This is a genomic window from Pseudarthrobacter defluvii, assembly GCF_030816725.1.
GTDB lineage: Bacteria > Actinomycetota > Actinomycetes > Actinomycetales > Micrococcaceae > Arthrobacter > Arthrobacter defluvii_A.
Genome location: NZ_JAUSYG010000001.1, coordinates 329,976 through 343,985, shown reverse-complemented (window position 1 = coordinate 343,985; position 14,010 = coordinate 329,976). Strand labels below are relative to the sequence as shown.

The window sequence follows — 14,010 nt, the reverse complement described above, 5'->3', positions numbered from 1 at the left end:
CACCGGCGGTTTCACCTTTTGCACCGCCCGCTCTGGAAACCGGAACGACCAAAAGGTATGTTGGTAAGCATGCTGATGAATTTGGCTAACACTCATCAGCTTCCGGTAACAGAGCAAAGGAGACGTTATGAGCACGAAGGTGGAAAAACGCATTCTGGTGAACGTACCGGTGGGCACGGCCTACAACCAGTGGACACAGTTCGAGGAGTTCCCGCACTTCATGGGCGGCGTCAAGAGCGTCACGCAGCTCAGTGACGACCGGCTCGAGTGGGTGGCCGAGATCGGCGGAATCCGAAGGCAGTGGGAGGCCAAGATCCTGGAGCAGGTCCCGGACCGCCGGGTTGCCTGGGCCGCCACCGAAGGCGCCACAAACGCCGGCGCGGTGGATTTCGAGGACGTGGGAGGCGGCCAAACCTCCATCCAGCTGACCCTCGAATACGAGCCCGAAGGCATGATCGAGAAGGTGGGCGACAAGCTTAACGTCGTGGACCGGCAGGCCGAATCGGACCTGCAGAAGTTCAAGGAATTCATTGAGGACGAGGGCTACGCCAGCGGCGCCTGGCGCGGCGCCGTCAACCCCGGCGCCACTGTGGGGACGCCGGGCGTAGAACACGCAGGTGCCTCCCGCGGCGATTCCGGCAAGGCCGGCGTCTCCGGCAAGGTTGCGGCCGGCGTTGGCGTTGCGGCGGTTGCGGGAGCGGCAGCTGCAATGGCGGCCAGCGGCAACAAGGACAAGACGGAGACCGCTGACGTGACGGTTACGGAAACCACCCCCGTGGTCCCGGCAGAACCGGTTGTACCCGCAGAGCCCCTCACCACCGGGGCCACCACGGGTGCAGCGGACGCGGGCACCGGAGTACCTGCAGCGGGTACGACGGCGGCTGCCGGCTCCACCGGTTCCGTTGCCGACCTGGACGACAGCCGGATCGGCCACCAGTTCGATCAGACCAACGGCCTGGTGGATGCCACCGGCGAGTCCGACGAGACGCTGGAAGGCGAAAACCTGAGCGCCGGTGAACGGCGCGAGGGCAACCGCGGAACCGAAGGCGGACTCCCGCCCGTCGGCGGCAACCTCGGCGGCCACTGACCCGCCCGGCTGCTGACCCGGCCCCAAAGCAAGCGCCGCCCGCCTTCCCCCAAGGCGGGCGGCGCTTTGCTGTCCGGAGCAGGCTTACTTGGTCTTGCTGCCTGCGTAGAAGACAGCCGGCATCGCAGGGGTCTCCATGCCCTCGCCGATGAAGAAGCTCGGATGCGGCGGCTGGTTGTAACCTACGGTCTCGCGGGCCACCGCGGTGCGGTACATCGAATCGTGCATCAAGGTGCGCAGCCGGATTTCGGTGGGCGAGGTGCTGGTGTAGATCCTCAGTTCGGTGCTGTCCGAGGACGGGAAGACCAGTTCCTCGCGCCAGTCACCCAGCAGGTCCGCCTGCAGTGACGGATTGCCCTTGGTGCCGTTATTGGTGCGGGCGCCGGTGGCGGTCAGCAGCCTGTCGCTGGTTTCTGTTTCCCAATTCCACTTGGAGATGGTGGGAACGCCCACCTGTGCGGCGGCGTCGAAGTCGTGGTCAACGATTTCCCGCAGCAGGTCGCCGTCCCACCAGGCCATGAAGTTGGCGGCGGGGATCTTGTCCGCGATCCGCTCGCCCTTGGCAGACATCAGGTAGCCGACCGGCGAATTCCAGGCGGCGTCGCCGCCCACGGCCCAGCTTTCGGAGCCGGGGAACCGGGGGTCAATGTCCCCGGTGGCGCCGCGGCCGGTGTCCTTGACGGCGGGGATGCTCCACAGCACTTCACCGGTGGCGGCGTCCCGGAAGGTGGCTCCGCGGTTGCCGCTCTGGCTCATGCTCTCGTGCACGGCGAAGGTCTCCAGGCCGGGGCGCGAAGGGTCCAGGTCGCCGGTATGGATGGCGTCACCGTGCCCCAGCTTGGTGTTGTACAGCGGCGTGCCGTCATCGTCGATGGTCATGGAGCCGAAGACGAACTCGTCCTTGCCGTCCTGGTCCACGTCCGCCACGGACAGGTTGTGATTGCCCTGGCCCTTGTACTCGGCTCCGGCCACGTCGGAGTCGAACTTCCAGCGCTTGACCAGCTTGCCGTTCACCAGGTCATAGGTGACCAGCACTGTGCGGGTGTAGTAGCCGCGGCTGAACATCATGGACGGGTGTTCACCGTCCAGGTACGCCACGCCGGCCAGGAAACGGTCCACGCGGTTGCCGTAGTTGTCACCCCAGGCAGCAACACTGCCGCGCGGCGGATCGTAGGGAACAGTATCCATGATGGTGCCGCTGGCACCGTTGAACACCGTGAGGTACTCGGGACCGGACAGGATGTACCCGGCACTGCTGCGGTAATCGGCAGCGGGGTCACCAATGACCGTGCCCGCATTGTCGGTGGTGCCGTCCGCGGTCTTGAACGCCACTTCGGCCTTGCCGTCGCCGTCAAAGTCATACGCCAGCATCTGGGTGTAGTGGGCACCGGCGCGGATGTTGCGGCCCAGGTCGATCCGCCACAGCTTGGTGCCGTCCATCTTGTACGCGTCGACGTACACGTTGCCGGTGTAGCCGGACTTGGAGTTGTCCTGGGCGTTGGACGGGTTCCAGAGCTGGATGATCTCGTAGGCGCCGTCGCCGTCCAGGTCCGCAACGCTCGAGTCATTGGCACTGTAGGTGTAGGGCTTTCCGTCCTTGCTGACGCCGTCGGCCGGCTTGTCCAGCTTGATGGGCAGGTAGTTCTGCGCCAGCGGGCTGAACTCCGCGCTGAGCTTGTCCTGCCCGTTGCCGTTGCCCACGGTCTTGATGACGTACTTGGAGTCGGCCGTGCCTTCCGGGTCCACATAGGTGGTGGTGTCCCGGATGGGCTCGCCGGTGATGATGACGCCGTCGCGGAGGACCTGGAAGCCGACGCTGTCCTTGTCCAGGCCCAGCATCCGCCATCCGAGGGTGACGCCCTGGTCGGTCAGGACGGCAACGGGGGCGCGGTCCAGGTTCTCCACCTGCCGCGAAAGGCCCGATTTTGCGGTGCCGGCCGGGGCGGCAGGGCTGCCGGCACCGGGATCAGCGGCAGCGAACGGGACTGCGGTGAAAGCCAGGGCAGCCGCGGTGAGGGTCGCCGCTGCTGCAGCGGGAGCCGCTTTCCATGCCCTTCCTGCCGGGGTTTTCGGGGAACACATTGAGGGTTTTGCCAAAAGAACATCTCCTTTGATGCAGCGGCAGCTGAGTCTGCAGCTGGTTTTGGAACGTTTCATTAGTAGCGGGCTACACACCCTTCGCGAGTGATGTGAGGGGTGCGGGCTACGAGGAAACGCTTTCTGCCCTTCAGGTTTATCAGTGCCTGACAAACGCGGTCAAGAGTTTGACAGGAAGTTATTGGGAGAATTTGTTCTATTACGATTGCTTCTGCACATCCGACGCCCGCTCACCTTTGACCCCCATTTCCCGCACGCCCGCTCACCTTTCGCGGCGTCCCAGGAGAACCCGTCATAGGTGAGCAGGGGCGGGCCCGGCTGCTAAGGGCCGCTACTTCCGCGCGGCTGCCTGAAGCAGCGGCACCGTGCGGGCGGGCATCACTTCCACCAGGGACATGGCAGTGCTGGTCCGGACGACGCCGTCAATCGCCAGCATCGCGTTGGTAATACGGTGCAGGTCGGCCGGGTCCCTCGCGGCCACCTTGGCCATTAGGTCGGCGTCCCCGGTGGTGGCATGCATTTCGATGATTTCCGGGATGGTTTGCAGCGCCGCCACGGCAAGGTCGCTGGAGGACTGGCTGATGGAAATCGAGATGAAGGCAATGAGCGGCAGGCCCAGCGCCTCCGTCCGTACCCGCTGACTGAAGGGGGCCAGGCTCCCGTCGCTGGCCAGGCGGCGGAGCCGGGCGTGCACGGTATTGCGGGCCACGCCCAACGTCCTTGAGAGGGACAGGACGGTTGCCTGCGGGTCCCGGTCGAGTGTGAGGAGGATCTCTGCGTCCAGCGCGTCAATAAGGTGCATAGTGAGCATTTTGCCACTGGAAAGCCCTGGAGCAGCGGGATCTGTCCTGCTCGGTCCGTCTCTGTTGCGCAGACGTCCTGAATTACCGCACCATGCTGTCCATGACCAGCACCCTTCCCGAAGCCGCGGCACCCGAGGTCCGCGCCGCCGTCGCCCTACTCCCCGCCTACGTGGCCGGCAAGAGCGCGCAGTCGGAGCTGACCGCTGCGCTGGCCTCTAACGAAAGCCACTTCACTCCCCTGCCGTCCGTCGTGGACGCGATCGCCGCCGAGACCGGCAGGATCCACCGGTATCCCAGCATGGGTGCGGTGGAGGCAAGGGAGGCCATCGCCCGGCACATCGGGGTCAGCGCCGATGAGATTGCCGCCGGCCCCGGAAGCTCCGGCGTACTGCAGCAGATCATCTCCGCCGTCTGCGGGCACGGCGACGAAGTGGTGTACGCCTGGCGGTCCTTTGAGGCCTACCCCATCCTGGTGGCGGTGGCCGGCGCCCTTTCGGTCCCCGTGCCGCTGTTGGCCAGCGAGCACCACGATCTTCAGGCCATGGCGGCTGCCGTCACCGGGCGCACCCGGCTGGTGATCCTTTGCTCGCCGAACAACCCCACCGGCGTGTCCATCAGCCCGCAGGCACTGGAAGAGTTCCTGCAGTCCGTGCCCCCGCGGGTGCTGGTGGTGCTGGATGAGGCCTACGTCGAGTTCCAGCGCGGGCCCGGCCTGGACTCGCTGGATTTCTACCGACGGTACCCCAACCTCTGCATCCTGCGGACCTTCTCGAAGGCGTACGGGCTGGCAGGCCTGCGGATCGGCTATGCGATCGCCCGCCCGGACATTGCGGAGGGTCTCCGCCGGACCGCCATTCCGTTCGGCGTGAACCGGATGGCGCAGGCCGCTGCGGTTGCCTCGCTGGCTGCCGGGGACGAGATCCTGGAGCGGACCGAGGTGGTGGCGCAGGAACGGGCACGGGTGATCGGGGCCCTTCGCCGCTGTGGCTGGATGTGCCGGACAGCCAGGCCAACTTCTACTGGCTCCGCGCCTCCGACGAGTTGCGGGAACAACTCCTCGCAGCGTTGTCCCAGGCCGACATCCTTGCCCGCGGCTATGCCGTTGACGGTGTTCGGATCACCCTGGCGGATCCGGTCACCAATGACCGCGTGCTCGCGGTCCTGGCCAATCGGGAAAGGTTTGCGGCCCGGTGAGCACCTCCACGGAAGTACCCGCTGACGCAACCACCGCTGCCCCGGCGCGGCACAGGGAAGAGCCGACGGCGGGAGGTTCCGCGCCGCCGTCGGCCGCCCGTCACTCCCCGGTTGAGGATGTCCTGGGAATCCTGACCGGCACCTTCGCCGCATCACTGGGGCTGTTCCTGCTCAAGGCGAGCGGGGCGGTGACGGGCGGTACCGCCGGGCTGGCGCTGCTGCTGAGCTATTCGGTGGCGCTGCCGTTCGGCGTCATCTTCTTCTCGGTCAACCTGCCGTTCTTCGCGCTGGCGGTGTGGAAGAAGGGGTGGAACTTCGCCCTGCGCACGGGTGCGGCGGTCGCCTTGGTATCGCTGATGGCCAGCCTTCATCCGGCGGCCCTGGGGCCACTGCACATCGACCCGGCATATGGCGTGCTGGGCGGAAACCTGCTGGCCGGCGTCGGGCTGCTGATCCTGTTCCGGCACCAATCGAGCCTGGGAGGCTTCAACATCCTGGCCTTGCTGCTGCAGGAGAAGCTGAAATGGCGGGCAGGGTACGTGCAGATGGTGCTGGACGTGGCCATCGTGCTGGCCTCACTCGTCCTCGTGACTCCGTTCATGGTGCTGCTGTCCGCAGCCGGCGCCACCCTCCTGAACCTGGTCCTCGCCCTGAACCACCGGCCCGGGCGGTACACGGGAAAGTAGGCCACGGCCTGGCCTCTTACTTCCCAACCGTGTGAAATATCTAAGCAGGGGCCGGTGTTGCCGCCCATATGACAACAATCGGAATCATCGGTGCAGGACATATTGGAAGCCAGGTTGCACGGAAGGCAGTGGAGCTCGGCTACGACGTAGTCATCAGCAACTCCCGGGGGCCGGAAACCCTCCAGGACCTGGTGGCCGAGCTTGGCCCGAAGGCCCGCGCAGCCACCTCAGCGGAAGCGGCTGCCGCCGGCGATTTCGCCGTGGTCACAGTGCCGCTGAAGAACTACAAGGACGTTCCGGTGGAGCCGCTGGCCGGCAAGATTGTGATCGACACCAACAACTACTACTGGGAGCGGGACGGCCACATTCCCGCCCTGGACAACGGCGAAGCAACCACCTCCGGGATGCTGCAGGACCACCTCCCCCAGTCCAAGGTGGCCAAGGGCTTTAACCACATCATGGCCAAGGACATCACCACTGACGGGGCTCCGGCCGGCACGGACAACCGCCGCGCCCTTGCCACCGCCAGCGATTTTCCGGAAGCCGCCGACCTGGTGACACGCCTCTACGACGAATTCGGTTTCGACACCGTCAACGTCGGGCCGCTCTCCGAGAGCTGGCGCGTGGAACGGGACCGTCCGGCCTACGTGAAGCGGCAGAACGCTGCGGAACTGAAGGGCAACCTGGCCAAGGCGCCCCGGACCATCTGATTCCGGCTGGGTTTCAGCCCCCACGGAACTGGCTGGCAGTCACCCCTGCCAGCCAGTTCCTGCTCTAAGTACTCACTTCCGGGCACGTACCAGGACCACTTCGAACGGGCTGGGCGGCTGGTTGAACTGTGCGTTCACCGCCGCGAGCGTGTTCCCGAACAGGGCCACGGTGGTGGGGATGTTGAAGGCGCCGCTCTTGATGGTGTCTTCCACTGTGCCGGACGACAGGTCCCCGGACAGATCGATGCGCGCTATTTGGTTCAGCTGGTTCTGGACCGCCCACAGGGTGTCGCCGCGCACCAGGATGCCGTCCACGAAGGGAACGCTGACTCCGTCGATGGCTGCGCTCTCCCCTGTCTCAGGGTTGACCGTGTACACCGCGCTGTCAGCTGTGTGCGCCACAATCAGCACTTGGCCGTCGTCAGCCGAGGCAATGCCATTGAGGTTGAAGCCCGGCGTGAGGTCCGCGGCCGGCCCGCTCAGTTTGAGCGTCTCAACCGTGCCCAGTTCGCCGTCCTCTCCCACGGGCAGGAAGTAGAACTCTGCGGCAGCCGAGTTGGTGAACCAGGCACCGTCGTTGGTGAGCGTGACGTCATTGATGAACCCCGGGGCCAGGTTGAAGTCGGCAACGGGCTTGCCGGTGTCGGTGTTGTAGACAAAGGCCTTGCCCGTGCCTCCGCCGGCGACGAACAGCAGGTCATGGCAGGGATCGGCCTTCATGCCGACGGCGGCGCGTCCGGCCGGAGCGTCGATGAAGCGGGTGGCGGTACTGTCGCGGATATCGCCGCGGAAAATGTCGCCGGTGGTGAGTTCCCCTGCATAGAAAGTCTTGCCCTCCCCGGCCGCGATGCCCTCGGCGGAGGTGGCGCCGTCGAGCACTATCTCCCCTGAAGGCGGCGCCGACCACCCCGGAAGTGCCGGGGCAAGGAGCAATGAAACAGAGGCAATAAGGCCGGCTGCGGCGCGGCGGCGGACTGTTCGGCGCATGCTTATTCCTTAGTCTGGCGTGATGCGCACGGGGCCCACCTGCGGCAGGCTCCGCACGATTGGTGCTGCCAGTTTAAGCCCGGGTGGAGGTCGTCCGAAGGCATCGGGCTACCCAATCTGCTTACAATCGAACCCTCTGACCACTACCGAGGGACCCATGAAGAAATTCGCCACAGCCCTGTTTGCCGCCGGCCTCGTCGCTTCTGCCACGGCCTGCACCGCCACTCACCAACTGACCACCGCTGAAACCTGCGAGCGGATCCAGGCCGTTGTGTCGAACCCTGCCAACAACGCCGGCAAGACGGGCATGAACAACCTCGCCAACCAGATCCGCCCCATCCACGCCGTGGCCTCGGACGACCTCAAGCCCGCCCTGGCACAGATCCTGGCCTACACGGACGAGCAGGCCAAGGAGAACCCGGACAAGGACAAGCTGGCCGATCTCCAGTCCGGCTACCAGGAAGCGGGCAGCACCTACAGCAAGTTCTGCGGCCAGGCAGGCGGCTAGACGTCTTAGCGAAGGGGCCGGCTGCCAGTCCAGGTGGCCGGCCCCTTTGATCGTTGCCTAGAGCGTTGCCGGGTCCGTGTTGGCGCCGCACAGGACAACGGCAACGCGTTCATCCCCGGCCGGCACATATGCACCGGACGTCAGGGCTGCGTAGGCGGCCGCCGCTCCATGCTCCACCACAATCCGGTAGTCGTTCCATAGTGCGGAACGTGCGGCAACGATCTGTTCGTCCGTTACCAGGACGCTGACGACGCCGCAGCGGACCGCGACGGAAAAGCCGATCCCACCTACGCGGCGGGCACCCAGGGAGTCCGCCGCAACACCGGATACAGCCACATCCAACGGTGCGCCCGCAGCGAGCGCAGCGTGCAGGGTGGGCGCCGCTTCGGGTTCAACGGCCACCACCTTGGCGGAGCCTTCGACGGCGGCTGCCACTCCCGCCATCAGCCCGCCACCGCCCACGGCCACCAGGACGGTATCGACGTCCGGCAGCTGTTCCAGCAGCTCCGAGCCCACCGTGCCGGCGCCGGCAGCGATTTCGGGCTGGTCATAGGCGTGGCAATAGACCGCGCCGGTTTCCTCCGAGTGGGCCACGGCGGCCTGGTAGGCGGCCGCGTACTCCGCACCGCCCTGGACCACGGTGGCGCCGATGGCCTTCAGTTTGGCCACTTTGACGGCTGGCGCGGCTTCCGGGACGAAGACGGTGGCCGGTACGCCCAACTGTTTCGCGGCATAGGCGTTGGCCAGTCCGGCGTTTCCGCCGGAGGCCACCACGATGCCCACGTCCGCCCGCAGTTCCCCGCGCTCCTTGCTGGCCAGGAGGCGGTTAAGGGCGCCCCAGGCCTTGAACGTTCCGGTGTGCTGCATGAACTCGCATTTGAACCAGACCTGGCCGTTGAATACTCCGGGGTCGGCCTGCAGCAGGGGCGTTTTGCGGATGAGGCCCGCGGTCCGGCGTGCCGCCTGGTCGATGTCGGCGTGGCTGATCATGCCTAGACTTCGTCGTCCCAGGTCCCCTGGTCCTTGAGGGCGTCTTCCGGCTCGGGTTCCGTGGCCGCTTCTTCACCGCCCACGTAGGAGGCCGGCACGGTTCCGGCGGCATGGGTCTGCTGTTCCTCCCGGATGTTTTGCGCGCCCGGCTGTTCCAGGTGCTGGCCGGACTGGGGTGCCTTTGTGGCTTCGTCCCTGCCCTCGTTTTTAGCTTCGTCCGGGTCGCCTGGCCCGCGGAGGTCTGCGGTGTTCTGGGGATCGTCGCTGGAAACGGTCATGGTCCTGCCTTTCACCTGGGAACTGCTCTGAAACGGTGCCTGTTCTGAAACTGGCATGTTCGGCCGGGCGATCCCAGCCAGACCCTCAGCCTACGGTCTAGAGGTAGTCTCCGGCCCGCTCCCGCGCGATTTCCAGCAGCGTCGAGTGAAAGGCGACCTCCGCCGGGGCGTAGACCTTGTCCTGCCGCTGGGCCAGCAATACCCGGCGAAGCGGCGCGGCCTCGCCCAGGCTCAGCACCCGGACATCAGGGTGCTGAAGCGCCACGGCAGTCTTGGGGACCATCGCCACTCCCATGCCCACGCTGACCATGGCCTGCGCCTCCTGGTAGTCATTGGCTTGGAAGGCGATGGCTGGCTCAAAGCCTGCGTCATGGGCGGACCGCTGCAGTACCTCAACCACTGGGTGGGCCTCCGCGCGGACGATCCAGGATTCGCTGCGCAGATCCTCCATGCTGACCTGCTCCCGGTCAGCGAGCCGGTGGCCGCGGGCCACCAGGACCACAGTGCTCTCCTGGAACACCTCTGTGACCCGGATGGCGTCGTCGTGGAAGGGATTCCAGGGGTAGTCCCAGAGCAGGCACAGCCCGGTGACCCCCGATTCCAGGTCCGCCACGAGTTCGTCAAAGCGGGCACTGCGCAGCGACAGGCCGATGGCCGGATAGCGCTTCTTGAAGGCCCGGATGACGATGGGCAGGAAAGACCCTGCCAGCGTGGGAAACGTCCCCACCGTCAGGGAGCCCCGGTTGAGCCCTGCCAACTGGTTCAGGTCAGATTGCGCTGCCTGCATCTGCCTGACGATCTTGCGCGCGTGTCCTGCCAGCATCTGGCCAGCCTCGGTGGGAACCACGCCACGCGAACGTCGGTTCAGCAGCGGCTGTCCCACCTCCTGCTCCAACTTCCGGAGCTGCTGCGACACGGCCGACGGACTGTACATCTTGAGCTCCGCCGCGGCCGTGATGGATCCCTGCTCCACCACCTCCAGCAGCAGGGCCAGACGGCGGATGTCGAACAAATGGTCTTCTTCATCGTGAAGCAACGCTTATTCCTTCTCCGGTTTTTGTTCAAGCGCTGAAGGAGGACGCTAATCGCCGTCTTCCTGCGGGATGTCTGCAGCCTAACTACCCGGTTAGCCGTGCAGGATCGCCATAATCCTCAACGATTGAAGCAATGCTACATCCCTCTTCAACTATTGAACATTGTCTTAATTTGTGAGCTGGCTCATTCTCGTTTCAGGCGCCAAACGAAAATCAGGCACGAGGAGATGTGGGACAACAATGAGGTTTGAAGCGGAATGGATGCGCGGCGGCACCAGCAAGTGCTGGGTGTTTGAAGCCGAGCACCTTCAGGAAGGCGGCGCCGGGCTGGATGTGCTGTTGCCGCGGCTGTTCGGGAGCCCCGATTCACGGCAGATTGACGGCGTGGGCGGAGCCACCTCCACCACCAGTAAGGCAGTGATCCTGCACCGCCCCACCGGCGACGGCGTGGACATCGAATTCACGTTCGCCCAGGTGGGCATCGAGGAAGCCGCCGTGGACTGGGGCAGCAACTGCGGCAACTGCTCAGCGGTGGTGGGCCTGTACGCCATTGAAAAAGGCTGGGTACTGCCCGACGGCGATGTAACCCGGGTGGTTACCCGCAACACCAACACCGGGCAGGTCATCGTCCAGCGTGTTGCCACTCCATCAGGTGAGCTGCCGGACGTTCCGGCGGCGCACATGCCGGGCGTTCCCTTCCCGGGATACCAGGTTGGGCTGGGGTTCCAGGATCCTGCCGGGAAGACCACGGGCTCGCTTCTGCCCACCGGTGCTCCTACCGACACCATTGCAGCAGGCGGGACGGGCTGGACCGTCTCGATGGTCGATGCCGGCGCCCCGGTGGTGATAGTGCAGGCCGCTGACCTGGGCCTGGACCTGGCCAGCTACGAGAGCTGGCAGGCCGCCGTGGAGAAGCAGCTCGACGTCCTGGAGCAGATCCGCCGGCAGGCAGCAGTGCGGATGGGGCTGGCGGCCACCACCGCCGGTGCCGCCCGCGCCATTCCCAAGCTCGCCGTCGTCGGACCTCCCACTGCCACCGACGGCGGGTGCGATCTGAGCGTCATGATGCTTTCGATGGGCAAGCCGCACCCCGCGCTGGCCATCACCGGGAGCATCGCCCTGACCCTGGCCGCCCGGACGCCGGGAACTGTCCTTCATGCCATCACCGGCGACGCCGTGGGCGCCACGCTGCGCCTCCGCACCCCGGCCGGGGTGATTGAGACGTGGAGCGAGGACCACGGCGGAAGCCTGCTGGTCGGCGTCGACCGCACCGCCCGCACCATCGCCACCACCATCATCCATCTCCCCGAGGTTTCCGGCAGCGGTGCAGCTGCCTCCCTCGCGGGCGCTACCCTCTGAGGAGACCATCATGACTAAGACTGCATTGACCAAAGACTCGCCGGCCAAAGACGCTCCAATCAAAGAGGCGGAACTCGGCGTGGATCCTGCGCGGGAAACGGCTCCTGCCAAGGAAACGCGGAAGGAGCGCCCCGCGCGCACTTCCTCCCGGCGTCGTATCCTGCTGTGGACGGTGGCCGGTGTGGCCATCCTGGGTGTGCTTGCCCTCGTGTTCGGCGGCGTGTTCAACCAGGCGGCCGCCCCGAGCCCGGAGCCTTCCATGACTGCTGTCCAGATCATCCCGCTGGTGATCCTCGTGGTGATGTTCGTCGTCGCCACCAAATGGCCGCTGAACATCGGTGTGATGGGGCTGGTGGCCTCATTCGGCGTCGGCTATTTCATGCTGGGGATGTCGGACAAGCAGATCCTGGCGGACTTCCCGGCCAGCATCGTCCTGACCATCATCGGCGTCACCTACTTCTTCAGCATGGCGCAGCGGAACGGCACCATCGACATCATCGTCAAGGGCTGCGTACGGATGGTCCGCGGAAAGACCCTGCTGCTGCCGTGGGTGTTCTTCCTGATCGCCGCCGCACTGACCTCGCTGGGCACGTTCTCGCCTGCTGCCATCGCACTGCTCGCTCCCGCAGCCATCGGATTCGCCTACGAATCCCGGATCCACCCCGTGGTCATGGGCGCGTTCATCATCAACGGCGCCCATGCCGGTGGGTTCTCCCCGCTGTCCGTTGCCGGCGTGCTGGTGCATGACATCGCCCTGAAGAACGATTTCCCCATTTCCCAGGGCGGCCTGTTCATCGCCAGCTTCGCCCTGAACCTCATCCTCTCGGTGCTCACGATCGTCCTGTTCGCCCTGATCGGCAAGCTGCGCGACGGCGCTGCGGGCCAGCACGTGGACATCGATACCTCCGCCACCGGACGCCCGCACGGCCAGCAGATCCTGACCCTGGTCCTGATCGCCGTGATGCTGGTGGCCACCCTCGGCTTCCACCTGCCCATCGGCTTCGTGGCCCTCTCGGCCGGACTGCTGCTGGCGTTCATCAACATCAAGGAGCACAAGACCTTCATCGGCGGAATTTCCTGGTCCACCGTCCTCCTGGTGGCCGGCATGATCACCTACGTCTCCCTGCTGGAGCACGTGGGCGTCATCGATACCCTCGCCGAGCAGGCCCTTGCCCTGGGCGCCCCGCTGCTGATCGCACTGGTCCTCTGCTACGTGATCGGCGTCGGTTCGGCCTTCGCTTCCTCCACCGCCCTGCTCACCGCGTTCATCCCGCTGGCCGGCCCCCTCCTGGCTACGAGCTCGCTCAGCGCCTCCGGAACCGTTGCAGCACTGGCCATCGCAGCCACCGTCGTCGACGTCTCCCCCTTCTCCACCGACGGCGCCCTGGTGGTGGCCAACGCCCGCGAGGACGACCGGCAGCGGGTCTACAAGCAGCTGATGTTCTACGCGGGCGGCGTGGTCCTGGTGGCCCCGGCCCTGGCCTGGGCACTGCTGGTTCCCACCGGCATCATGTAGTTCTTCTTTCATAACCGGGCGGCCCGTCAGCATCTGCTGGCGGGCCGCTTGGTTGTCTGCCCGGTTAGGACGCCCGCATCCTGCCTAGCCGTTTGTTCCTTTTCCGGGACATTGGGCCTGCCTCCGGCGTTAAACCGAGCGGCGGGAGGAGGCCGGATGATCATTGTGCTGACGGGCATCGACGGCTCGGGAAAGTCGACGGCGGCACGCGCCCTGGTTGCCTCGGTGCGGGCCCGGGGCGGGCGGGCTTTGCTGGTGAACAACCATGCAGGCAGGCGGGTCATGTCCCTGGCCTCTGCCAGGCTGGGAGTGCGGCTGCCCGCCCGACTGACTGACGCCGTCGAAACCATCTTCCGGGTGGGCAACGTGCTGCTTTCACACCTGCGCGCCAGCCGGTTCAAGGGACTGGTGGTCATGGACCGCCACCTTCACTGCCAGCTCGCACTGCGGCACGCAAAAGGGCTGCCGCGCGGGCGCTTCCTTCCCTGGCTGCTGACCCGCCTGCCGCAACCAGACGCAATCTTCCACTTCGTCCTTGAACCCACCGAGGCGCACCGGCGCGTCGCTGCCCGCGGAACGGATGCCGAGAGCCTCGATGACCTTGCCGCTTTCGACAGGGGGTACCGGGAACTGCCGGAATTCGGGGGCTTTATTCATGTACCCGCGTCCGGCACCGCGGAAGAAGTTGCGGCGGAGTTGGACACGCGGTTGGCGGCTGCATCAGTCACAAACCCACATTAGAGTTCCGCATAGCGGAAATA

General features: G+C 65.8%; 13 protein-coding genes and 1 pseudogene. 8 read left to right on the top strand and 6 right to left on the bottom strand.

All coding sequences use genetic code 11. The features are described 5' to 3' along the window. The first annotated feature begins 127 nt into the window (after window positions 1-127). Window positions 128-1,087, top strand: coding sequence for an SRPBCC family protein (locus tag QF031_RS01505; RefSeq protein WP_307423128.1), 960 nt, complete (start codon window positions 128-130; stop codon window positions 1,085-1,087). An 84-nt stretch (window positions 1,088-1,171) separates the two neighbouring features. Here QF031_RS01505 and QF031_RS01500 read toward each other — a convergent pair whose 3' ends face one another. Together QF031_RS01500 and QF031_RS01495 are read right to left on the bottom strand one after the other, a co-directional pair. Beyond that, window positions 1,172-3,184, bottom strand: a complete 2,013-nt coding sequence (locus tag QF031_RS01500) for a rhamnogalacturonan lyase (RefSeq protein ID WP_370874466.1) — start codon at window positions 3,182-3,184, stop codon at window positions 1,172-1,174. Between the two features lie 331 nt (window positions 3,185-3,515). Then, the gene (locus tag QF031_RS01495) at window positions 3,516-3,995 is read right to left on the bottom strand and encodes an Lrp/AsnC family transcriptional regulator (RefSeq protein ID WP_307423125.1); all 480 of its coding nucleotides are present in this window, start codon (window positions 3,993-3,995) and stop codon (window positions 3,516-3,518) included. An 83-nt stretch (window positions 3,996-4,078) separates the two neighbouring features. Here QF031_RS01495 and QF031_RS01490 point away from each other — a divergent pair. The 3 genes and pseudogenes from QF031_RS01490 (at window position 4,079) to QF031_RS01480 (ending at window position 6,577) form a co-directional block, all read left to right on the top strand. Next, window positions 4,079-5,181 (top strand): annotated as a pseudogene (locus QF031_RS01490) (histidinol-phosphate transaminase). After that, the gene (locus QF031_RS01485) at window positions 5,178-5,867 is read left to right on the top strand and encodes a YitT family protein (protein ID WP_370874465.1); all 690 of its coding nucleotides are present in this window, start codon (window positions 5,178-5,180) and stop codon (window positions 5,865-5,867) included. The pseudogene QF031_RS01490 and the gene QF031_RS01485 overlap by 4 nt, the downstream one beginning before the upstream one ends. A 68-nt stretch (window positions 5,868-5,935) precedes the next feature. Then, complete coding sequence (locus tag QF031_RS01480) at window positions 5,936-6,577, top strand: NADPH-dependent F420 reductase (RefSeq protein WP_307423120.1); 642 nt, start codon at window positions 5,936-5,938, stop codon at window positions 6,575-6,577. Window positions 6,578-6,649: 72 nt separating this feature from the next. On the opposite strand, the gene QF031_RS01475 is transcribed toward QF031_RS01480, so the two are convergent. After that, window positions 6,650-7,564: a hypothetical protein gene (locus QF031_RS01475; protein ID WP_307423118.1), complete on the bottom strand. Its 915-nt coding sequence runs from the start codon at window positions 7,562-7,564 to the stop codon at window positions 6,650-6,652. A 157-nt stretch (window positions 7,565-7,721) separates the two neighbouring features. On the opposite strand from QF031_RS01475, the gene QF031_RS01470 reads away from it, so the two are divergent. Next, complete coding sequence (locus QF031_RS01470) at window positions 7,722-8,072, top strand: hypothetical protein (RefSeq protein WP_307423116.1); 351 nt, start codon at window positions 7,722-7,724, stop codon at window positions 8,070-8,072. A 57-nt stretch (window positions 8,073-8,129) separates the two neighbouring features. Here the strand turns inward: QF031_RS01470 and QF031_RS01465 are convergent, their stop codons facing one another. The 3 genes from QF031_RS01465 to QF031_RS01455 all read right to left on the bottom strand — a co-directional run bounded on the left by QF031_RS01465 (window position 8,130) and on the right by QF031_RS01455 (window position 10,376). Further along, a complete protein-coding gene (locus QF031_RS01465) occupies window positions 8,130-9,062 on the bottom strand; it encodes a threonine/serine dehydratase (protein ID WP_307423114.1) in 933 nt (310 codons plus the stop codon). Window positions 9,063-9,064: 2 nt separating this feature from the next. After that, window positions 9,065-9,340, bottom strand: coding sequence for a hypothetical protein (locus QF031_RS01460; protein ID WP_307423111.1), 276 nt, complete (start codon window positions 9,338-9,340; stop codon window positions 9,065-9,067). 97 nt (window positions 9,341-9,437) lie between these two features. Beyond that, the gene (locus tag QF031_RS01455) at window positions 9,438-10,376 is read right to left on the bottom strand and encodes a LysR family transcriptional regulator (RefSeq protein WP_307423108.1); all 939 of its coding nucleotides are present in this window, start codon (window positions 10,374-10,376) and stop codon (window positions 9,438-9,440) included. Window positions 10,377-10,614: 238 nt separating this feature from the next. Between QF031_RS01455 and QF031_RS01450 the strand changes: the two genes are divergently transcribed. The 3 genes from QF031_RS01450 to QF031_RS01440 all read left to right on the top strand — a co-directional run bounded on the left by QF031_RS01450 (window position 10,615) and on the right by QF031_RS01440 (window position 13,990). Then, entirely contained in the window at window positions 10,615-11,733 is a 1,119-nt protein-coding gene (locus QF031_RS01450; protein ID WP_307423105.1) for a PrpF domain-containing protein, read from the top strand. 10 nt (window positions 11,734-11,743) lie between these two features. Then, window positions 11,744-13,249: an SLC13 family permease gene (locus QF031_RS01445; RefSeq protein WP_370874464.1), complete on the top strand. Its 1,506-nt coding sequence runs from the start codon at window positions 11,744-11,746 to the stop codon at window positions 13,247-13,249. A gap of 156 nt (window positions 13,250-13,405) precedes the next feature. Next, the gene (locus QF031_RS01440; protein ID WP_307423103.1) at window positions 13,406-13,990 is read left to right on the top strand and encodes a dTMP kinase; all 585 of its coding nucleotides are present in this window, start codon (window positions 13,406-13,408) and stop codon (window positions 13,988-13,990) included. Window positions 13,991-14,010 lie beyond the last annotated feature (20 nt).